Consider the following 21,577-nt stretch of genomic DNA (forward strand, 5'->3'; position numbering starts at 1 on the left):
GTTTAAAATAAAGAAAGCTGATTCGAAAAATCGTTTTTGTATTTGCTTTTCTGTGTATTCAAAATATGATCTTTTATTTGGATGGAAGTCAAATCCCGCTGCAATTGAAAAGGCGAAGCAAAAGCCAAAAAATATTTTGACCTGCTGTAGGCAATTCCTAATTTCTGTAAATGTTCGGGCTGTAATCTTTTAAATTTTCTGGCGGCGACAATCTTATAAGCACTTCTAACTCCAATTCCCGGAATTCGAAGAATTAATTCTAAATCGGCAGTATTGATATCAACCGGAAATTGGTTTAAGTTTCGCAAAGCCCAGCCCAGTTTTGGGTCAATATCCAAATCCAGATTCGGCTGATCGAAACCTACAATTTCATTTACATTAAATCCGTAAAAGCGAATTAACCAATCGGCCTGATACAATCGGTTTTCCCTAATCATAGGAACTGGTGTGCCAATTGCCGGAAGGCGATTGTCGTAACTTATAGGCACATATCCCGAATAATAAACTCGTTTCATGTTCATTTGTTCGTAGAAATAATTCGCCATTCCTAGAATTTCGAGATCATTTTCTTTGGTTGCGCCAATAACCATTTGCGTACTTTGACCCGCCGGAGCAAAAAGAGGTGCTTTGTAGTTTAGCTTTTTTTCTTCTTTATGACCAACGATTTCATTTTTCAGATATTCCATTGGTTTGATCACATCGATATGATTTTTATCGGGAGCCAATAGTTTAAGACTTTGTTCTGTTGGCATTTCGACATTTACGCTTAAACGATCGGCGTAAAGTCCTGCCTCTTTTAGTAATTCGTCGCTCGCACCCGGAATCGCTTTTAAATGAATGTATCCATTAAAGTTTTCTTCTAGCCGAAGTTTCTTTACAATTCTCACCAAACGTTCCATCGTATAATCGGGATTATCAAAAATACCCGAACTCAAAAATAAACCTTCGATATAATTTCTTCGGTAAAAACCAATGGCCAAATCCACCACTTCCTGAACGGTGAAAGCGGCGCGTTTTACATCATTGCTTTTTCTGCTCACACAATACGCACAATCAAAAATACAATGATTGGTCAGTAAAATTTTAAGTAAGGAAACGCAGCGTCCGTCTTCGGTATACGCATGACAAATTCCTTTTCCCATTGCATCGCCAAGTCCTTTACTTTTATTTTCCCGTTTGCTGCCGCTGGACGAACACGAAACATCATATTTTGCTGCATCGGCTAAAATTGCCAATTTCTCCATCACTCTTTCGTGTACCATTTTGACCTTTTTTATTTGTTTTTGGAATAAAATTTTATCAATTCAAAATTAGGGATTTGGTATGGAGAAGGGTTGAAAATTAGTGTTCTAAATTGTATCAAAAATTGAAGCCAAAGCCAACAATAACAAAGCTTTTCTTAATAATTATCTTACTCAGGATAAAATAGTTAAAGTTTAAAAACAGGTATAAATACGTGGTTCAAAATTTTTGAATATTTATACATTGCGCTAACAGTTTAGAAAGTTTTTTTAGCCCCCTTTAAAATTATTTTTCAACTCTTTTTTTGATAAAATGGAGACTACTGTATTAGCGAATAAAATTTAAGAAATAAAAAAAGCTAAAGCAATGAATTTTGAAAAAGGACAAGATGTATCCTACACAACTTTAAGCGGGAGATCTTACAGGGCTATTGTATTAGAAAGAAAATTAGATTTTAAAAAAGGACTTATCAAAAAATCTGCAATGAAAGAAATGACTTTTCATTATTTGATTGAAGTTTATAGAAATGATCTTAGGGAACAAATTCTTTGTTCAGAAGATCAGATTAAACTTTTAGAGAAAAAGGTATGTGTGCAGAAAGCGGCTTAGTATTCTTTTAATTTAACTATACTAAAACCTCTTCATTATTCAATCCTAAAATCTTACCGTAAGCTACGGCAGCTTTATGCACCTGAACAAACCAGTCTTCGGCAGCATTATCATCGGCACCATCCGAAATATATTTGAGACATAAAAACGGAATATTCTCTTTCATGGCGATCATGGCTAAAACATAGCCTTCCATATCTACAACATTGTAGACATCAGAGCAATGTCCCATTTCAAAATTATCGCCTGTTCCGCAAATACCTTCTTTCAGGTTATCCATTTTCAAACCGTATTCCAAGACTGTTGGCAGCCCCGACAATGGCGTTTCATATTGTGCATAACCTAATCCCTGAACATCCATGTCTCTTTGTACAAATTTAGTACAACAGATAACCTCTCCTTTTTGAAAAAAGCTGCTTCCTGCAGATCCTAAATTAACTATTAATGCAGGTTTTTTATTCTGAATAGCTTTAGACAATTCATACGCTGCATTAACTTTTCCAATTCCTGTAATTAATATATTATAGTTCTTAAAAACTTCTGCGGCCTCAGATTCAAGGGCAAAAGAGAATAATATATCATCAATGGGAAAAGATTGATTTTGATTAATTTGGATCATTTTTAATTTGGATTTTCAGTGTGCAAAAATACGTTTAAAAAAGTTTTTTTATTTAATGTATTTCTTCTAATTCTAAAAACCACGTTAAAATCCCAATCAAATAGCGGTTTTTCCATATAAAAAAATATATTTGTCAAAAGCAGTTTTCCTTAGAACCGAAAAGACATTTGTATGGATAATGAAAAATTTATTTTCTGCCTTGAAGGCGTACAGGACGTAGATACCGTTACGACTACTGATGTGGTTAAAAATCTGGAAGAAATAGCTATTGACCAGGGAATTGCAAGTATTTATAAAGCCTGCGATACGATTGAAGGTTTGGAGGAAAGTTTGAATACGCTGCTTTATGATGATCATAATTTTAAGGATTATGAAATCATTTATCTCGTGATGCCGGGACAGGAAAACAACATCTGCCTCCATGATTATTACTACAGTCTCGAAGAAATAGCCGAACTTTTTGAGGGAAAAATGAAAGGAAAGATTATTCATTTTGCCAATAAAAAAAGACTCGACCTCAACGACGAAGAAGCACAATATTTTTTGGACATAACAGGCGCACGTGCCATTTCGGGTTACGGTTCTACTTATAATAAAATTGCCAGCTGCAGTACGATTGATAAAGCGTTTTTTAGTTTGTATCAGGAAAACGATGACCTTACGGAAGTGGTAGAAGATTTGTACCAAAAACATTATGCGCTTTGCAAATTACTTGATTTTAGATTGTATTATTAAGTATGAGCGCCAAAACAACCGAAAAAATAAAAACCTATAATCCTTCAAGATTTCGGGAGAAGTTTCTGGGAGAGGACAACCCTATCCATTTACTTTTCAAATCAAATTCTGATCATTTTTTCTGTTTGGAGATTGAGGAAATCATGCAGATGCAATATCCGGTTCCGCCTTCTAAAAATTCTTGTCATACTTTAATTTTTATTACCTCAGGAAAACATGTTATGAAATTGGGTTATCAGGAATACATCACTACCGATAACGAAATGATTATGGTTCCGGCTGGTCAGATTTTCTCTCTTGATAATGTGAACAGTATACATAAAGGCTTTATCTGCCTGTTTCATCCTGATATTTTAATTGGCAAATACGGCAGCCGTGAAATGCTTAATGAATTTGATTTCATGAAAATTTCTGGTAATCCGAAAGTTGCTTTTGCCAGCAAAGATGTTCCTGATATTACCGCTATTTTGAATCGGTTGCAAAAAGAATATTCAGAAACGGAGAGTGCGAATTTGAATATTGTGCAATCGTATTTGATTGCTTTGTTTTATGAGATGAATAAAAATTTGGTTAAGAGTACTAAAAGTATTTCGGCCGCAGAGGTTATTACAAATAAGTTCAAAGAACTGATTCACGAGCATATTAAAACCAATCATTTTGTTCATTATTATGCTTCGCTCCTAAATGTCACGCCAAACCATTTGAATAAATCTGTTCGAACCGTTACCGGAAAATCGGCAGCAAAATGGATTGACGAAACCATATTGCTTGAAGCTAAATACCTGTTGTTTCAAACTACGCTTTCTGTAAGTGAAATCGGAATACAAGTGGGACTGGAAGACCAATCATACTTTAGTCGATTTTTCAAAAAAAATGAAGGGATTAGTCCTATTCAATATCGAAAAATGATTGATAAATCCTAATTATTGATTGTTGCATCCTAATAAATAACAATACATTTTTCTGAAATTTGCATCTCAAAAAAATGCATATTATGATTTATGTTTTTAAAACTTCCGTTGACAATCGATCCAAGTTTGAGTCGGCTTCTGCCCTGCTTCAGGAATTACTCCCAAATTCTTTATGGAATTTTGATCTTGAGGACTGCGATAATATTTTAAGAATCGACAGCGAACTTGATATTCCTAATTTAATTCAAAACAATGGCATTTTTGATTGTATCGAATTAGAATAAAATCATGTTCATTTCTTCAATTTTTCAATTTCTTCATACCCTTTAATGGAAACAAAATTATACCAAAACCGAACTTTTGACACGGTAGATTATGCTGATCAAAGTTTATCGAATACTGAATTTGTGAACTGCGAATTCATCAATTGCAACTTCTCTAAAAGTGATTTAAGCCATAATGATTTTCTGGATTCTACTTTTAAAAATTGCAATCTTTCATTGGCGATTCTGAAAAACACAGGATTAAAAAATATCAGGTTTATTGGCTGTAAACTGATGGGTTTGGATTTCAGCGCGAGTAACAGCTTTTTGTTTTCCATGAGTTTTCAGGATTGCCTTTTAGATTATTCGACTTTCATTTACAAGAAATTAAAGAAAACGAATTTTATTGACTGTTCTCTAAAAGATGTCGATTTCTCGAATACTGATTTGTCTTTGGCGGTTTTTAAAAACTGTGATTTATCGAATGCTACTTTCGTAGAATGTATTCTGGAAAAGACTGATTTTAGATCGTCCAGAAATTATGCTTTTGATCCTTCTGAAAATAAAATTAAAGGAACTAAGGTTTCACATATTGCCCTTGCGGGGCTGCTTGAGAAATTTGATTTGGAGATTGAGTAGTTTTTTTTAGTCTCGGTTTACAGTTATAGTTTTTGCGTGTAGGAACTTTGTCAAAGTTTAAAACTTTGACAAAGTTAGAAAACACAAAAAGGGATGCTGTTTTGCATCCCTTTTAAACCAATGAAAAAAAGAAAAAAAAATGAATTATTAATCCAGCCAGCGTGGATCTCCAATTTGGTTGTCGATCAGGGTTTGATTTTTTACTGTAAAGTCGCCACTTGCTGCATTTACAAACTGTGGGTCTGCAGTAGTTCCTGATGCATCGATTTTATTTAAAGGAATCGCTGCATCCATAAAACCTGGAGCATTGTAATAATAGGTTTTACTAAATACTGGCTGCTCAGTATTAGCCTGATTGGTATAAATAGCGCTTGTTCCCGCTATCAAAGTATTTTTTACTGTTGAAGCATTATCTAAAAATCTAACATATAAAATTCTTTTTGGAGCTGCTAAATTTGATACATTATACAAGGTACATTTATCAATCAAACTATTAGTTACTAAACCTTTACCGGATAAGTTAGCTGCCGCATCTGCTCTAATAAAATCACGAGATGCAGAGCAACTGTCGAATGTACTGTTTTTAAGCACTATGCTTGCAATGTAGGTATTTCTGAAATCGATAAAATCAGCACCAATATTTGTATTTACATTTTTAACAATACTGTTATCAACCGTAAATGATGTCACTTTTGCATTTGTTACGTTAGCAGAAATTAAAGCACGAGTATAATCATGAACATTACTTTTACTGATTAAAATATCTCCATAAGTTGATGCAGCTCCGCTGATTGCTATTACAGCTGCATTGTTTAACCCTGTTCCATTCAAATCTAAATCTACTAAAGAAAGATTTGTAACTCCCGGATTGACTGTAAACTTGACATTCAGTTTTGGTTTATCACCTGTTTTAAATCCTCTTATAATAAGTGATTTATTTAAGATTATTTCTCCAGTTGTACTAAAAGTTCCCGGCATTAATAATAATCTTGAACCAGCAGGTGCGGCTGCAATACTTGCTGCTAAATCATCTCCCGGATTCACTACAATTCCATTTGTAATATCGATTCCGGTTGTAAAAGTGGCAGTTCCTCTTGTTTTCGTTCCGTTTAATAATGTTGCTGTATAAGCTGTTTCACCAGTTAGTCCGTTTACGACTGCGACTCCTGCCGTTTTTTCTGCAGGCGTTATCGTATGAATGATATTGCCCGGAGCAACAGAAATTTGTGTAACGTTACTATTTGGTGTCCATCTCAAAGTAACAAATTTAGCATCGATATCAGCATCCTGAACCGGAAAGAAAATTTGTTCTGAAAGCGTAGTTGCTGTTACCACAGACCATTTTGAGTCTTCTAATCCTGTTGAACCAACTGCTTTTACTCTAATTGAATAAACGGTTTCACCCTCTAATGCAACCTGAATTGGCAATTGCTCGGTTGTAACGTTAATGGTTTTAAAAATCGTTTTAAAGTCCGGATCATCTGCACTAAATTCTACTACATAATGATCTGGAATTTCCTCTTGTTTTACAGTCCAGTTTAACTCAACTGTAGTCTGGTTTCTGACTTTTGCTGTTAAACCAATTGGAGAAAATTCCCTGCTTGTATTTATGCTGTCTATAACTTCTTCGTTATAATTTTCACAGCCCGAAATAACAGCTGTCAATACGATTGAAGCTATTAATCCTTTTATTATATATTTTGTTTTCATAAACATGATGCCTTATAATTAATAAATAATTGTATGAGATTAATAACCCTAATCATTAGTTAATTTACCGTTACTTCCGTCAATAAATACTTGCCAGATTGGCCAGAATTGTCTGTTATCAGGATTCACGCCGGCTTTATACAAACTATTGATTTTTGCATCGGTGGCAGCGCCTGTCCATGTCCATTCAAAAGAAGTATAAGCAGCTCCCGGATTAGCCGTTTCTCCACGGTTTAATCCGTAAATATCCAAGCTCACATTATCAGCTTTAAATTTATAATATAAGGTTGTTGGCACTGTAGCATATTCGCCCAAACGCTGCGATAAGTTTGTCATTTTAACTTTGGCTTCGTCTAGTTTTGTTTTAAGAAGATTCCAGCGAATTAGGGCTTGTTTACGCTCCATTTCTCCTGTAAACTCAAATTTATTTTCTTCTACCAATGCTTTAAACATAGCATCTTTGCTGGTTAAGGCACTTACATAAGCATCTACTTTTACTGGCTGAGCTGCTGCCGGGAATGCCCTTCTGCGGATTTCTTTTAAATATGGAGCTGCTGCACTTGGACCTTCTAATTCGTTAGCTGCTTCTGCTGCGATTAAAAGTACCTCAGCATAACGCATATAAATTTTGTTAACACCATCATCATTTGTTGAAGTAACTCTGCGGGTCATCCATTCGTAACGGTATTTTCCAAAATACCAGGTATTTAAAGCTCCTAATTCTTGTTTTGCAATATTGTTTACAGCTGTTCCATATTTGTACGGAACGCAGGTAACATCTCTACGCGTATCCGCCTGATCGTAGTCGTAAAAAACGAAAGGAAGCGGCCCCGCAGTTCCCCCGCGGTTTGGTCCGTTTGCATGAAATTGATCATCTGTAGTATGGCGTACTGCAAATGTAAACAGCATACGTCCTCTACCTTCAGAAAATGGAAGTTCCCACAATGATTCGCCACCTGCCACTAAATATTCCTGATTGTATTTTTTCCAGAATGTTTCAAAAGAAGACTCTAAATGTGCAGATCCGCTTTCAATTACCGAACGGGATTCTGCTAATGCCAATGCGTACATATTGGCAACAGAAAGCTGCGGATCTGTACTTCTTCTTACTCCGTCAGGATATTGCTGATAACCGCTCGCAGCCATTGCTAAACGCGCGCGGAAACCTTTTACGAAAGCTTTATTGATTCTTTCTACACTGCTTGTTGCTGTAGTTTCTCCAGGCCACGGCACTAATGTTGCTGCTTCACCTAAATCTTTAAGTAGTTGTTTGTAAATTTCGTCACGGCTTGTTTTTCCTATATAAAGTGTTTCATTTGTTAATGGCTCAAATCGGTACGGAACATCTCCCCACGCTTTTATTAAATCAGCATAATAAATAGCTCTTAAAGTTAAAGCTTCACCTAATAAATATCCTAAGTCAGATCCCGGTGTTGGGTTACCATAAGTACGTAAACCGCGAACACAAAGATTGGCACGTTCAATTCCTGAATACATCATTGCCCAGGCATTGTTGGTCGTGTTCATTTGTGAGTTATTTGACTTTGCATCATAGGTGCATAAATCTGAAGCATCACTTACGGTTTGCGAAGAATTATACCATTCTACATCTGTGTTTAATCCATAAAAAGGAAGAAAACGACCTCTGTAAGAGTTAGTTTCTGCAAACGGAATTTTAATTCCGTCTACTGCTCCCGCAGCTAAATCAGGACTTGAAAAAATAACTGATTCGTCTAATGTTGATTGTGCCGGAGCATCTAAGTAGTCATCTGAGCAAGAACAAAAAAGACTTGCAACAAACATTCCTGCTATTACTATTTTATGTTTCATCTTGTGAAAGTTTTACTGAATTAAAAATTAAGGTTTAAACCAAATATCAACTGTCTGCTTCTTGGATAAGCTGAATAATCAACCCCAGGAGTCAACGGTGTATTTCTTCTTGTTGAAGCTTCAGGATCTTGCCCGGTGTATTTTGTCCAGACAAATACGTTACTGGCAGTTAAGTAAAATCTTAACTTAGAAACGCCTAAAGCAGAAGTCAAATCATTTGGTGTAGTATAACCTAAACTCAAAGTATTAAGTCTTAAAAAAGACCCGTCTTCAACAGCCCAGTCACTAAAAACATAACGCGGCATATAAGGAGACCACATTGTAGTATTTGCATTTAAGGCAGTAAGTGCTGCAGGATCTGTTACTAATTGTCCTGTGTTAGGATCAAAGTTTGTCCATCTTGTTCCGTCAGCCATTTCAGTATTTAAATTTCTATATTGTCCATTTGGAATTGAAGTAGAAAATTCAATTTTGTTGGCATTATAAACATCATTCCCAATGCTGTAGTTAAATGCTGCAGAAAGATCAAATCCATATGCATTCGCATTCAATACAAAACCTCCTGTCGTTTTTGGGTTTGCATTTCCAATCACCGTAAGATCATTTGCATCTATTTTATTATCACCATTAATATCTTTCAATTTCATTGCACCCGGTTTCATAGGCCCAACAATTGTAGTACCATCTGGTACTCCGGTTTTTAAAGTGTAAGTTCCTGCGTTATAATTGAAATCAGATACTTCGTAACGTCCGTCACTTTTATATCCATACATAACACCTATTGACTGACCTACGTTTACTAAATAATCATTTCCAATAGCCGTAGAAGCCCATCCGGAACTTGCACCAAAGTTGCTCATTACACCAAGTGAGTTGATTTTATTGGTGTTGAATCCAGCATTAAACGATAAGCTTACACCATATTTTTCTCTTTCGATTAGGTTAAGATTTAAAGTAGCCTCAACTCCGCTATTTTGAACTTCACCCATGTTTCTGTATTGGAAATCATATCCTCCAGAAATTGGGAAGTTGATCAATAAATCTTTTGTAACGTTTTTATACACCTCAACAGAACCTGTAACACGGTTTTTAAACAAATCGAAATCTAAACCTAAGTTTTGCGTCACAGTAGTTTCCCATTTTAAATCCGGGTTTGCCATTGTTTTAGAAGGCGCCCAGTAATTATCAACACCATTAATCCAGGTAGATGTTGTAGAGGTAAAACTCTGAACCATTTGCCCTGTTGGGATATTGTTGTTTCCTGCTTCACCATAACTTGCTCTAAGTTTAAGCAAATTGATCCACGAAGCATTTTTCATAAATTCTTCTCCCGAAATTTTCCATGCTGCCGCAGCCGCCGGGAAAAATCCCCATTTGTTATCCCCTAAAAATTTACTTGAACCATCGGCACGATACGTTGCTGTAAAAAGGTAACGATCTTTATACTCGTAATTTACACGACCAAAAAATGAAAGCAATTTATCATCCGGGAAATAGAAATTATCCACTGAAACCGGTGTTCCCTGAGTCGTTAATTTTTTTGCCTGATCTAAACCAAAAGTTAATGGATAACCATGAATGGCAGTATTTACATCATTTCTTTTGTATTCAATAGATTCTTCACCCAAAAGTAATTTTAAACTATGATTTTCTCCAACAAATTTTTTCAAATCATAGTTCAGCGTATTAGCGTTTCTAAAACGAGTATCTTTTCTGTCTCCCATTATCATAGCCGGCATACCTTGTCTTTCTGCCGCCGGATTATTTTTTACATAATAAGTAGAACGTCCAAAATAACGATAGTCTAAATAATTGTAATTATCCCAGCCTAATTCTGTTTTAAAAATTAAATCTGAAGTAAGTTTCCATGAAAAACTTCCCAGCATATTAAAGTTTTTTCTAAACTGCTGACGGTCAGTGTCAGCAATAGCCACAAAAGGATGCGTTAAATTATCCGAAACCGCTTCATCAGTATCATCAGTTGTTAACCCCGGAACCGGAATTGGAGCATATCCCACAATATTTTTTAAACGAGAATCTGCCGATGAAACTTCATTTTGCTCGTTCATTCCACCACCATTAATTTCTGTATCTGAATAACGAACTGTAAAACTCAAATCAACTTTATCAGAAGCTTTACTGTTTAAAGCCAGCGACAAGTTATTTCTATTAAAATCTGATCCGTCCATGATTGCTTTTTCATCATAATGAGCATAATTGAAATTATAGTTCATTTTATCTGAACCGCCGCGAATAGATAAGTCACGGCTTTGAACTTCACCGGTACGCCCAAAAACCTGTCTTTGCCAGTCATTACCTTTCATGCCTTTATACATGTCATAATCATTCCATGAACCAAAATATTTCTCATAAGAATTTAAATTAGCACTATCCTTAAGCAAAGCATACTCATACTGCCATTTCACATAATCTTCCGGAGCTGTAACATCAATAGTATTGGCTAGTTTTTTCATACCGTAAAACATATTATAGTTTACGGAGATTTTACCATCTTTACCTTTCTTAGTTGTAACAATAACAACTCCATACGCTCCTCTTGAACCATAAATTGCGGTAGACGATGCATCTTTTAATATGGTCATCGTATCAATATCCGAAGAAGAAATGTCATTAATATTATTTACCGGAAATCCATCTACAATATACAACGGTGAAGCATCCTGCGTTAAAGAACCGTTTCCACGAATTCTAATCTGCACGTTTGAATCCGGTGAACCTTCCGAAGAAGTTACCTGAACTCCCGCTATACGTCCTGTTAAGGCTTCTGCTACGTTAGGAACAGGAATTTTACGCATTTCATTTCCAGAAAATGTCGCCACTGCACCCGTTAAATCAGATTTTTTTGAAGTTCCATACCCAATTACAACAACTTCGTTTAGGTTATTAGAATCTTCAGACATAGTTGCATTTACTTTGGCTTTTCCTTCTGTAGGTATTTCAATAGTTTTAAATCCTATAAATGAAAAGCTTAAAACCGCTTTTGGATTGGTTAATTTTAATTTATAGTGGCCGTCAAAATCTGTAGAAGTCCCGTTCTTCGTTCCTTTCTCCAGTACATTAACCCCTGGCAAAGAAAGTCCGGCTGCATCCTTAACGGTTCCTTCTATTGTCACTGTCTGAGCATTTGCTCGATTGCTCAACAGCAAGCACAATAAAAAAACAAATGCAAAGCAATGATTTGCTCCCTTGTTTAATAAATCTTTAAAATTCATGGTTGTTTGTTTAAGTTAGTAAATTGTTTAAAAGTGGTTTTTGTGGTTTCTTTTTTTGTTTGTCAGCCCAGTCTCTGCAATTATTCACAAAGATTAGGTCTACACTATTTTGGAATTTTAATCATTCTGTTTTTGTAAGAATCGAAACTTCTATTAACAATGCCTGAAAAAGTTGTAATCGATTACACAAACATAGATATTTTTTTTATATAAAAAATTAAAATTCATAAAAATTTCATAAATAGAATTATATATCAAAAATAAAACAGCTTTTTTATACGACTTCTGTAATTTTACCGATATATAAATATTAAATATATTATCGTAATTTGATAATTTGTTACGATTTTATCTAAAAAAACAATCGATTACAAGCTTACAATTTAATAAATTTTTAAGTGTATTTTTAACATTTAAAATTGCTGAAAAAATCAAATAAAATTTTTAACTAATGTCATTTTTAACAAGTTTTCTTTCAAAAAAGAAACCTACAACTTGTTTTTAAACTTATAGTACAGTCCTTAAATAAGCACTCAAAACCCTAAACAAATCCTAAAATATTTTTGGGCATAAAAAAACCCTTAGAAATAATCTAAGGGTTTGATATTTAGAAATATAAAATTTATGCGCTTTGAAGCTTCAAATCGTTCTTGCGCATTTTAATTAAAGTCACTGTGATAAGCATTCCAACAATAGACATTCCAACACCTATAAGATTTGGAGATTCGTAGCTGTATCCGGCTGTTAAAGGTAATCCGCCAAGGAAAGCTCCAAGAGCGTTTCCGATATTAAAACTTCCCTGCAAAGAAGCCGAAGCAATCATCTCTGCTCCTGTTGCAGTTCGTATCATTAACATTTGAATTGGCGCAATAACGGAGAAAGAAATAGCTCCCGTTAAGAATGTCAAAAACAATGAAATATATTGATTTGATGAGAAGAAGTAAACCAAAACCAAATCGATTGACATGATAAACAACAAGGCTAAAGTGGTTGGTGCAGGTGAATATTTATCTGCCAGTTTTCCTCCGGCAAAATTTCCAACAACCATTCCAAGTCCGGCAAGAATTAAAATATACGAAACATCGCCTTCGCCAAATTTCGAAACGTTAATCAATAAAGGAGCGATATAACTAATCCAGGCAAATAATCCCCCAAAACCAATAGCTGTGATTCCGATAATTAACCAAGCTTCGGTTCTTTTGAAAAATTCTAATTGTTTTTTCATATTTACCGTTTCGCCTTTATCTAACTTTGGCATCCATAAAGAGATAAGCAAAAAGGTTAACAGACCCACAACAGCAATTAATACAAAAGTATAACGCCAGATAAAGTTATGTCCAATGTAAGTTCCGATTGGGACACCAATTAAATTAGCAAGGGTTAAACCCGAAAACATAATCGCAATCGCCTGTGCTTCTTTTCCTTTATCGGCTAAACGGCTTGCGACTACCGCACCCACTCCAAAAAACGCTCCATGCGGTAATCCCGATAAAAATCGCGAAGCAAATAAAAAATTATAAGAAGGTGCAATAATCGAAAGCGCGTTAAAAACCGTTAACATTAAAGCTAAAATTAAAAGCATTTTTTTAGGTGGAAAATTTCTTCCAAGTATTACTAATAAAGGAGCGCCAATAACGACTCCAAGTGCATAAGCAGAAATTAAATATCCGGCAACGGGAATACTAACTTTCATATCTGAAGCTATATCAGGAAGAAGACCCATCATTACAAATTCGGTTATACCAATTGTTAAGCCTCCAAAAGAGAGTGCAATAAGACTTTTTTTCATTTTGATTGGATGAGAAAGGGAAAGACTTTCTACGTTGCAAATTTAACACTATTAGACAAGAAAAAAGTTGTACATTTACAACATAAACTTGTAATAATAAAACATGCCGAAATTAAATCAGTTTGAAACTCTTGTGATTCATGAGTTTGAAGATGAAAAATTTCATCTTCCGCCGCATACACATACCTATTACGAAATCATCTATATAAAGAAAGGAAGCGGCGTTCATCACCTCAACAATAATCTTCTTCCGTACAAATCCGGAGATTTATTTGTGATTTCGCCAGAAGACGAACATTATTTTGATATTAAAAAATCAACACGCTTTGTTTATATCAAATTCACGGATAATTATTTTAACTCCAAACAAAATTTAACCTGCGATGAATTCTTAATTCACACGCCTGAAAATTTTATGCGGGATAAATTATTAAAAGAAACTGTTTTAAAGTTAGACGATCCGTGCAAAACGATTCTTAAAAATACAATCGAAAATATTACGGCTTATAATTGTAAAACCGATGTTTCGACTTCACCAATTATCTTTTATCAGATTCTTTCGATTTTTGGAGTAATCAAAGAAACTATAAAATGTATGAATCTGCGAATGGAATCGACGCATATCGACAACGAACAAATTGCGACTTATATTCATCAGAATATTTATAACCCGAAATTGGTTCAGATAAAAGTCATCGCCAGTCATTTTAATATTGCCGAAACTTATTTTAGTGCTTATTTTAAAAGGACTTTTTCGATCAGTTATCGCGAATACATTAATAATCTGCGAACGACTTTAATTGAAAAACGGATTCATAACGACAAACTTTCTATAAAACAAATTGCTTATGAATTTGGTTTTACTGATGAAAGCCATCTTTCGAATTATTTTAAAAAGAAGAAAAACATGAAGCCGACTGATTTTAAGAAAACATAAAATTTGAAATCTTAAATAAGTAACGGCTCTTAAAAAAATTATCTAAATTTGTAATTCCAAAGCATTTTCATTGAAGAAAAAAGTTCACATATTATTTTTCCTTTTAACTCTTGGCTTCTTTTTGATGTCCAATTCAGGTTATGCGTGTGGAAAATCTGCTGAGAAAACTTCATGCGAAAAGAAAGCTGTTTCTAAAAAAGAGAATTCCCATTCTTGTCAGGAAGATTGCTGCAAAAAAGGTCATGATTCTAAAGATCAGCACGGCTGCAGCGGAAAATGCGATCATTCGAGCTGTACAACTACTGCTTTACAATTTAGTTTAATTACTACAAACGAATTTGAATTCGAAAATAATCTCTTTAATTTTTCTTCGGAGAAATCTATTTCTTACTATAAAACCGCCAGTATTTCTGATGGTTTCACCTCTATTTGGTTAATTCCTAAAATAAAGTAATTCTATTTCTGACAGCCATAATAGTGTTTTGCCGCTAAGGCACAAAGGCTCGAAGAAATATAAAACTTTGCTCCCGATAGCTATCGGAATTGCGAGATTAAAACATCCTAAATTATTTAACTTAGAGAAAAATTACATTCTCTATCAAAATTTACACACAATGAAAAACTTAATATCAACTATAGCAGCAATAATTACCTTATTATTTACTGCAAATACGATTCAGGCAAACACAATAAAAACAACAGAAACAGGAATTGAAATTACTGATTCAAGTCAGCTGCAATCTGTTTATGATGCTTATTTTACTGTAAAAGATGCGCTGATTAAAAGTGATGCAAAAGCAACTTCGGCGAAAGCCAAAGATTTATTAAATGCGATTACCGCCATAAAAATGGAAAAATTAAAAACTGACGAACATACAGCCTGGATGAAAGTGGTAAAAAAATTAACTGCCGATGCCAAAAGTATTTCGACTACAACAGATTTAAAAAAGCAGCGCGAGACTTTTAAATCACTTTCAAAAAATACTTATACCTTAATTAAAGTTTCAAAATCGACTGATGTTGTTTACAAACAATACTGCCCAATGGCTGATGCGGATTGGTTAAGCAAAGAAAAAGCAGTTAAGAATCCGTATTATGGTTCTTCGATGTTAACTTGCGGAAACGTGGTAGAAACCATCAAATAAATATGACGCTCTACATCAAAAACATGGTGTGCGCCCGCTGTAAAATGGTTGTGAAGTCTGAGTTTGAAAAACTCGGACTTCAGACTATTTCTGTCGAATTGGGCGAAGTCGAACTGCAAGATGATCTCAACGATTCTCAAAAACAACTGTTACTTAAAAACCTGCAGACTTTAGGTTTTGATTTATTGGATGATAAAAAAACGAAAACCATCGAGAAAATAAAAAACCTTATTGTCGATTTGGTTCATCATAAAAACAACGAACTCAAAATCAATTTATCTGATTATTTAGTAGAAAACCTTCATCATGATTATAATTCGCTAAGTAATCTTTTCTCTGAAATTGAAAATACTACAATTGAAAAGTATTTTATCAGTCAGAAAATAGAAAAGGTAAAAGAATTATTGATTTACAATGAGCTTTCTTTAAGTGAAATCGCTGATCTTTTAAACTACAGTAACGTAGCGCATTTAAGTAATCAGTTTAAGAAAATCACGGGTTTCACGCCTACTTATTTCAAACAGCTGAAAGATAAGAAACGCATTCAGATCGAGAATTTGTAAAAGAGTCTATTTCTCGCAAAGTCGCAAAAGCGGAAAGTTTTTTTTAAGTTAACAATTAAGCATCTAGTTTGTCATTTCGAAGAACGAGAAATCGCACTCGTAAATCGACAAAGATTGACGCTTTTAGGAATGGAATTTCTAGTACGATTTCTCGTTCCTCGAAATGACAAAAATGACGACTCCCTTTGCGTTCCTTCGACTTCGCTCAGGATGACAAAAGAAAAAACTTTGCGCTTTTGCGACTTTGCGAGATTATTATTTAGGCAAAAGCTTTGCGAACTTTGCACTTTTTATAAAACCCAGCATATCAAAAAAACCTTAGCGCTCTTTGCGTTAAAAAAACCTTTTAGTAAATCTTACAAATCATTCTCAAAATTATACAAACCGTTGTAGATCTTACTTCGGAAATTTGCATTGTAATATATAATAAATAAAACAATGACCCATACATATCAACTTAACGGAATGACTTGTACAAGCTGCGAAGACAAAGTAAAAAAAGCGCTTGAGCTTGTAGATAACGTGAACGATGTTACCGTTTCTAAAGATAATAATACCGCAACAATATCGATGAACAAGCACATTGCGCTGGCCGAATTGCAAAACGCATTAGAAAGTAAATACGAGATCAAAGCTGTCAATCACAATGAAAACACTGAAGAAGTAAAATCATGGTTTGCTACTTACAAACCTATTTTGCTAATTTTTTTCTACATCAGTTTAGTTACCTTATTAATACAATATACCAATCATCATTTTGATTATATGCAGGCAATGCCACACTTTATGGCAGGTTTTTTTCTGGTTTTTTCGTTTTTTAAATTATTAAATCTAAAAGGTTTTGCCGAAAGTTATATGATGTATGATGTGCTGGCAAAAAAAAATCCTGCCTGGGGATATGTCTATGCTTTTATTGAACTTGGTTTGGGAATTTCATATTTGTTAAATTTCAATCCCTTATTAACCAATGCCATTACCTTTATCGTCATGACCATTAGTATCGTTGGTGTTTTGCAATCGGTATTAAATAAAAAGAAAATTCAGTGTGCTTGTTTAGGTGCTGTTTTCAATTTACCAATGAGTACCGTAACGATTATAGAAGATGGTTTGATGATCCTAATGAGTTTAATTATGCTGATTACCATGCTGTAATTAAAATCATTTTTTCATATTAACTTATCGTTGACAAATTCCAAAACTAAATCGTATTATATTTGAACCATCATCTTCAATCAAAAAACGAAAATTATTAACAATTAAATTTTACAAAAAATGCAAAAATTATTTACCGTTTTAACCATCGCGTTATTTACAATTGGATTACAAGCTCAGGATACAACGCCTGCTAAGAAAGAAAAAGCTAAAAAAGAATCTTGCTGCAAAAAAACAGATGCAAAAAAAGACAAAAAATGCTGCGCTAAGAAATAATCGCAACATGCATTAAATTTAAAAGGCCTCAAATATTTGAGGCTTTTTTTATGTTGTTTTGCCACGAATTACACGAATTTTCACGAATTATTTTTTTATAAAATGCTTTAGCATTTTAATTTTAACTTTAAAAATTTGTGGAAATTCGTGTAATTCGTGGCGAAAACTCGTCCAACTTTGTCAAAGTTCTTCCCAAAGAAATCTTTTTAATCCTTTTAATCTGTGGCAAAAAACAAAACTATTTCACTGTTGCAACATTTCCTGTTCGCGTGAGAACTCCCCAGCTTTGGCTTTCTCCTTTTATGGCTCTTCTTAATGCTCTAAATAAAATCACATACATCAATTGTCGGTACACAAATCGCTGCGGAATCAACCATATTAATTTGGTCAGTTTTTCTTTTTCGAAAATAAAAGCAATAACACTAACCAGCATATCTACCACCATAAAAGCGATATAATAAACCAATATTTTATGAAGACTCTCAGGATCATTGAAATTCCAAATTAAACTTAAAATAAGAATTAAATCTGCTAAAGGCGCAAAGATTGGCAAAACGATTTGGAAAAGAAGAATATTGGGCAGAGCAACCATTCCTAATCCTTTATATCTTGGATTAAAACATGCATCTCTGTTTTTAAAAAATGCCTGCATAATCCCATAACTCCATCGGAAACGTTGTTTCATAAATTCTTTCAAACTTTCCGGAGCTTCTGTTATGGCAACGGCTTCAATACAATTTATAATACGGTAATTGTTTCTTAAAATCCGAATCGTCAAATCGCAATCTTCAGCAAGTGTATCGGTTGTAAATCCTCCTGCTTTTTCAATTGCTTCTTTCTTAAAGGCACCAATTGCTCCTGGAACAACCGTAATTCCGTTTATTAAATCAAAAGCCCTGCGGTCAAAATTTTGTGCGGTCGTGTATTCAATACTCTGCCATTTGGTAAGCATTGTATTTTCGTTACCAACTTTTACATTTCCAGCAATCGCACCAATTTCTTCATTGTTTTTTAATTGAATCCTAAAGCCTTTCATTAATTGCGAAATGGCATCTGTTTTTAATTGCGTATCGGCATCGATGCAAACCACATACTCATTTTGGGTTAATCTAATTCCGTAATTTAAGGCAGATGCTTTTCCTCCATTTGGTTTGGTATTGATTTTTACTTTTGGATTATTGCCAAAAGCTTCATTGATCATGGCAAAAGTTTTGTCTTTCGATCCATCATCTACAAAAACGATATCAAAATCAGGATAATCCTGGCCTAATAAATTTTCGATAGTTTTTACTGCATTTATTTCTTCATTATAAGCCGGAACAATAATACTCACTTTTGGGACAACTCTGTTTAAAGGTTTATAAACCGGCGGGTATTTGTGATCTTTCCATTTTTTAATAAAAGCCATAACAGCCATTAATGCAATTCGGAAAAAACCCAGAAAAATAGCCACCCAAAATGTCGCCGTAATAAAATGTCCAAACCAATATCCGAAATCGAAAATAAAATTATCGACTGAAATAAACGGCCCTTTTGCTTCTGGCATAATCTCATCTTTGGTTTTACCAAGCAAGTGAGCAACCGTTGTAAACTGAATATGTCTGTCTTTAAAATATTTAATAATTCGTGGTAAAGCTTTAACTGTAGCTTCTCTGTTCCCTCCGGCATCATGAAGCAAAATAATTCCTTTATCGGGATTTGCTTCATATTGTTGTATGGTTCTAATGTAAACAGAATCGGCACTTACTCCTTTTTCCCAATCATTTGGGTCGATACTTTCTCCCACTGTATAGTAATTTTGTGCTTTGCTTAACGCAATTGGTTTCAGTTCGGCTTCTGTTGTGGGCTCGGCATCTGCATTATAAGGCGCTCTAAAAAGAACTGTACTTTTTCCGGTAACGGCTTCGATTAATAATCGGGTCGTTTCCATTTCTTTGGCCGCGCGTTCCGGACTTACCAAAGCAATATTTGGATGCGTAAAAGTATGATTGCCTATTTCATGACCTTCTTTATAAATTCTTTGCAGCAACGGAATATTATTTTCTCCCTGAATACCAATCACAAAAAATACTGCGGGTACTTTTTCTTTTTTTAAAATATCTAAAATCTGCGGTGTATAGGCCGGATCCGGTCCGTCATCAAAAGTTAAAATAACTTGTTTGTTTACATTTCCAAATTTGCTGATGACGTATTTTGTTGGTAATTCTACATATTTCTGTTCAGTAATAATGTCTTCGTCATTATTGATTTCTAATTCTATTTTTCCCGCTGCAGGAGCTGCAATCACATTTAATATTTCGCCGTCTCCAATATAAGCAGGACTTTCGATTCGGGTATCGACACGTTTCATTATATTAAAATCGAAAGGTTTTTTATTGATGCTTTCATCTGTTAAGCTGCGCTGGTAAAAACTCCACAAACGTTGATCTTCACTTCCTAAGCGCCACAAAGCTGTTCCTCCCAAACCATATTCGTCACTAAACCTTATGGTATTAAAATTAGTTGCTGCATCTTCAAAATTAACGACGTGTTTTTTGCCATTACTATCTGTATAATTAAAAGAGTTACTATAGCTGTTATTATCAAATTTTATCGTGGCATTATGCTGCTTTGCAATGGCAATTGCCTGATCGTATGTTATTGTTTCTCCTTCTTGTTTTTCCTGCCAGTCGTAACCATAACCGGCAAAACAAAGAATAATTTTCTCTGATGGAATTTCCTGCGCTGTTTTGTCTACAATGCGTTCTATCCATTTCTGACTGCTTACATCTCCCGGAACACTGCCGGCATAATGTTCATCATAAGCCATCAAAAACATATAATCATTGTATTTTGCCAATGCTTTTACGTTAAAATCATCGTCTGATGCCATAATATCCTGCGAAACAAGATATCCAAGCGGATGGAGTTTTTCATATAAAGCTTTTTGAAAAGCAATTATAGGTTCATCGCTATTTTCTTTAAACTCTTCAAAATCGATATTTATTCCTTGTAAATCATATTTTTTTAATGCCTTTACAATATCATTAATTAGTCTTTCTCTTTTATTTTTGTCATGAAGAATGCGATGAATAAGATCGCCGTCGAATTCACCTTCGCCTAAAGATTCGTTGATATTATTGATTAACGGAAGGATTTTTACTTTCCCTTTTTTCATTACTTTCAATGCTGCCGTATCAATTTCTGTTCGCAGTAAATCGGTTTTTGGGTCAATAAAAAACCATTCCGGAACTACCATATTGAGTTTGTCAATATTTTTTTGAAGTGAAAATAAACTCTGCGGATCCCAGTCGACATAAAAAGCTGACCGAATTTCTTCAGTTGTTTTTGGTACAACAGGTTGTTTTCGTAATTTTTCTATTTTCTTTTTTTCTCTTAAGAAATAATCAAATCCTTTAAACTTTTTGAGTTCTTTATCGCTTAAGTCTTTTGGTGTAATGGGATTTTCTAAACTATGTCCAGCTCGACTGTTGTTGGCCAAAAGCGGCAATGGTGGTTTTAATCCTCTTTTTAAAGTGATAAAGAAAATGGGAACCATTAAAATAAGAAGAAACAAAATAAGTCTGCTTGACCATTGAAATGTTTTCCAGCGTTTTTGGGTAACCGTCTGAAATATTTGTTTTTTATCATCCATATACTTTACTTTTTTAGATAAATGCTATTAAAAGATAAATCAAAACATAATCTGTAAATCCTGAAGATTTAGACAACTTGAAAATTCTGCTTTTCTTTTATGAAATATTTATCTTACAAATGTAATTTAATTTAGATACAAAACTAGTGTTGATAAATGAAGATAAAATTAGCAGACTAAATATTTCCGGAACAGAAACTATAGAATAAAATTACGAAAGAAAAAGTTCAAAAAAACAAAGCATCGCAACAAAACTTATTGATTAGCAAATAAATACAAAAAAAGACCTC

Annotated in this window: 18 protein-coding genes; 11 read left to right on the plus strand and 7 right to left on the minus strand. The window is 34.2% G+C overall.

All coding sequences use genetic code 11. From position 1 onward, the window contains the following. Positions 1 to 2: 2 nt before the first annotated feature. Positions 3 to 1,262, minus strand: coding sequence for a putative DNA modification/repair radical SAM protein (locus tag ACODSB_RS20810; protein ID WP_488938427.1), 1,260 nt, complete (start codon positions 1,260 to 1,262; stop codon positions 3 to 5). Positions 1,263 to 1,608: 346 nt separating this feature from the next. On the opposite strand from ACODSB_RS20810, the gene ACODSB_RS20815 reads away from it, so the two are divergent. Beyond that, on the plus strand, positions 1,609 to 1,851 hold the full coding sequence (locus ACODSB_RS20815; protein ID WP_488938428.1) for a hypothetical protein: 243 nt from the start codon (positions 1,609 to 1,611) through the stop codon (positions 1,849 to 1,851). A 16-nt stretch (positions 1,852 to 1,867) separates the two neighbouring features. On the opposite strand, the gene ACODSB_RS20820 is transcribed toward ACODSB_RS20815, so the two are convergent. Next, positions 1,868 to 2,470: a 5'-methylthioadenosine/S-adenosylhomocysteine nucleosidase family protein gene (locus tag ACODSB_RS20820; RefSeq protein WP_488938429.1), complete on the minus strand. Its 603-nt coding sequence runs from the start codon at positions 2,468 to 2,470 to the stop codon at positions 1,868 to 1,870. A gap of 171 nt (positions 2,471 to 2,641) precedes the next feature. On the opposite strand from ACODSB_RS20820, the gene ACODSB_RS20825 reads away from it, so the two are divergent. From ACODSB_RS20825 to ACODSB_RS20840, 4 genes are all read left to right on the plus strand, one after another. Further along, complete coding sequence (locus tag ACODSB_RS20825) at positions 2,642 to 3,205, plus strand: DUF6642 family protein (RefSeq protein ID WP_053472360.1); 564 nt, start codon at positions 2,642 to 2,644, stop codon at positions 3,203 to 3,205. A gap of 2 nt (positions 3,206 to 3,207) precedes the next feature. Next, positions 3,208 to 4,128, plus strand: a complete 921-nt coding sequence (locus ACODSB_RS20830; protein ID WP_488938430.1) for an AraC family transcriptional regulator — start codon at positions 3,208 to 3,210, stop codon at positions 4,126 to 4,128. A 71-nt stretch (positions 4,129 to 4,199) separates the two neighbouring features. After that, positions 4,200 to 4,400, plus strand: a complete 201-nt coding sequence (locus tag ACODSB_RS20835) for a hypothetical protein (RefSeq protein ID WP_488938431.1) — start codon at positions 4,200 to 4,202, stop codon at positions 4,398 to 4,400. Positions 4,401 to 4,445: 45 nt separating this feature from the next. Further along, a complete protein-coding gene (locus tag ACODSB_RS20840) occupies positions 4,446 to 5,018 on the plus strand; it encodes a pentapeptide repeat-containing protein (protein ID WP_488938432.1) in 573 nt (190 codons plus the stop codon). Positions 5,019 to 5,165: 147 nt separating this feature from the next. Here ACODSB_RS20840 and ACODSB_RS20845 read toward each other — a convergent pair whose 3' ends face one another. The 4 genes from ACODSB_RS20845 to ACODSB_RS20860 form a co-directional block, all read right to left on the minus strand. Continuing rightward, on the minus strand, positions 5,166 to 6,728 hold the full coding sequence (locus ACODSB_RS20845) for a DUF5123 domain-containing protein (RefSeq protein ID WP_488938433.1): 1,563 nt from the start codon (positions 6,726 to 6,728) through the stop codon (positions 5,166 to 5,168). A gap of 48 nt (positions 6,729 to 6,776) precedes the next feature. Then, positions 6,777 to 8,558: a RagB/SusD family nutrient uptake outer membrane protein gene (locus ACODSB_RS20850; RefSeq protein WP_488938434.1), complete on the minus strand. Its 1,782-nt coding sequence runs from the start codon at positions 8,556 to 8,558 to the stop codon at positions 6,777 to 6,779. Positions 8,559 to 8,578: 20 nt separating this feature from the next. Next, on the minus strand, positions 8,579 to 11,692 hold the full coding sequence (locus ACODSB_RS20855; RefSeq protein WP_488938435.1) for a SusC/RagA family TonB-linked outer membrane protein: 3,114 nt from the start codon (positions 11,690 to 11,692) through the stop codon (positions 8,579 to 8,581). Positions 11,693 to 12,413: 721 nt separating this feature from the next. Then, on the minus strand, positions 12,414 to 13,580 hold the full coding sequence (locus ACODSB_RS20860; RefSeq protein WP_488938436.1) for an MFS transporter: 1,167 nt from the start codon (positions 13,578 to 13,580) through the stop codon (positions 12,414 to 12,416). 103 nt (positions 13,581 to 13,683) lie between these two features. Between ACODSB_RS20860 and ACODSB_RS20865 the strand changes: the two genes are divergently transcribed. The 6 genes from ACODSB_RS20865 (at position 13,684) to ACODSB_RS20890 (ending at position 17,653) form a co-directional block, all read left to right on the plus strand. Next, positions 13,684 to 14,517, plus strand: coding sequence for an AraC family transcriptional regulator (locus tag ACODSB_RS20865; RefSeq protein WP_232682709.1), 834 nt, complete (start codon positions 13,684 to 13,686; stop codon positions 14,515 to 14,517). A gap of 70 nt (positions 14,518 to 14,587) precedes the next feature. After that, positions 14,588 to 14,971 carry a hypothetical protein gene (locus ACODSB_RS20870; RefSeq protein WP_488938437.1) on the plus strand — a complete coding sequence of 128 codons (384 nt, stop codon included), beginning with the start codon at positions 14,588 to 14,590 and terminating at the stop codon, positions 14,969 to 14,971. A 160-nt stretch (positions 14,972 to 15,131) separates the two neighbouring features. Next, positions 15,132 to 15,662, plus strand: coding sequence for a DUF3347 domain-containing protein (locus ACODSB_RS20875; RefSeq protein WP_488938438.1), 531 nt, complete (start codon positions 15,132 to 15,134; stop codon positions 15,660 to 15,662). Between the two features lie 2 nt (positions 15,663 to 15,664). Beyond that, positions 15,665 to 16,225, plus strand: a complete 561-nt coding sequence (locus ACODSB_RS20880; protein ID WP_488938439.1) for a helix-turn-helix domain-containing protein — start codon at positions 15,665 to 15,667, stop codon at positions 16,223 to 16,225. Positions 16,226 to 16,663: 438 nt separating this feature from the next. After that, on the plus strand, positions 16,664 to 17,377 hold the full coding sequence (locus tag ACODSB_RS20885; RefSeq protein WP_488938440.1) for a heavy-metal-associated domain-containing protein: 714 nt from the start codon (positions 16,664 to 16,666) through the stop codon (positions 17,375 to 17,377). A 120-nt stretch (positions 17,378 to 17,497) separates the two neighbouring features. Further along, positions 17,498 to 17,653 (plus strand): hypothetical protein, encoded by a 156-nt coding sequence (locus ACODSB_RS20890; RefSeq protein ID WP_165590691.1) that lies wholly within the window; start codon positions 17,498 to 17,500, stop codon positions 17,651 to 17,653. Between the two features lie 238 nt (positions 17,654 to 17,891). Here ACODSB_RS20890 and ACODSB_RS20895 read toward each other — a convergent pair whose 3' ends face one another. Next, a complete protein-coding gene (locus ACODSB_RS20895) occupies positions 17,892 to 21,287 on the minus strand; it encodes a trifunctional glycoside hydrolase family 18/polysaccharide deacetylase/glycosyltransferase family 2 protein (protein WP_488938441.1) in 3,396 nt (1,131 codons plus the stop codon). Between the last annotated feature and the right edge of the window lie 290 nt (positions 21,288 to 21,577).

The sequence above is a fragment of the Flavobacterium sp. FG68 genome (genome assembly GCF_057808895.1).

Coding starts and splice junctions, on each gene's coding strand:
- ACODSB_RS20810 (WP_488938427.1), bottom strand. CDS start 1,262: ATGGTACACGAAAGAGTGATGGAGAAATTGGCAATTTTAGCCGATGCA.
- ACODSB_RS20815 (WP_488938428.1), top strand. CDS start 1,609: ATGAATTTTGAAAAAGGACAAGATGTATCCTACACAACTTTAAGCGGG.
- ACODSB_RS20820 (WP_488938429.1), bottom strand. CDS start 2,470: ATGATCCAAATTAATCAAAATCAATCTTTTCCCATTGATGATATATTA.
- ACODSB_RS20825 (WP_053472360.1), top strand. CDS start 2,642: ATGGATAATGAAAAATTTATTTTCTGCCTTGAAGGCGTACAGGACGTA.
- ACODSB_RS20830 (WP_488938430.1), top strand. CDS start 3,208: ATGAGCGCCAAAACAACCGAAAAAATAAAAACCTATAATCCTTCAAGA.
- ACODSB_RS20835 (WP_488938431.1), top strand. CDS start 4,200: ATGATTTATGTTTTTAAAACTTCCGTTGACAATCGATCCAAGTTTGAG.
- ACODSB_RS20840 (WP_488938432.1), top strand. CDS start 4,446: ATGGAAACAAAATTATACCAAAACCGAACTTTTGACACGGTAGATTAT.
- ACODSB_RS20845 (WP_488938433.1), bottom strand. CDS start 6,728: ATGAAAACAAAATATATAATAAAAGGATTAATAGCTTCAATCGTATTG.
- ACODSB_RS20850 (WP_488938434.1), bottom strand. CDS start 8,558: ATGAAACATAAAATAGTAATAGCAGGAATGTTTGTTGCAAGTCTTTTT.
- ACODSB_RS20860 (WP_488938436.1), bottom strand. CDS start 13,580: ATGAAAAAAAGTCTTATTGCACTCTCTTTTGGAGGCTTAACAATTGGT.
- ACODSB_RS20865 (WP_232682709.1), top strand. CDS start 13,684: ATGCCGAAATTAAATCAGTTTGAAACTCTTGTGATTCATGAGTTTGAA.
- ACODSB_RS20875 (WP_488938438.1), top strand. CDS start 15,132: ATGAAAAACTTAATATCAACTATAGCAGCAATAATTACCTTATTATTT.
- ACODSB_RS20880 (WP_488938439.1), top strand. CDS start 15,665: ATGACGCTCTACATCAAAAACATGGTGTGCGCCCGCTGTAAAATGGTT.
- ACODSB_RS20885 (WP_488938440.1), top strand. CDS start 16,664: ATGACCCATACATATCAACTTAACGGAATGACTTGTACAAGCTGCGAA.
- ACODSB_RS20890 (WP_165590691.1), top strand. CDS start 17,498: ATGCAAAAATTATTTACCGTTTTAACCATCGCGTTATTTACAATTGGA.
- ACODSB_RS20895 (WP_488938441.1), bottom strand. CDS start 21,287: ATGGATGATAAAAAACAAATATTTCAGACGGTTACCCAAAAACGCTGG.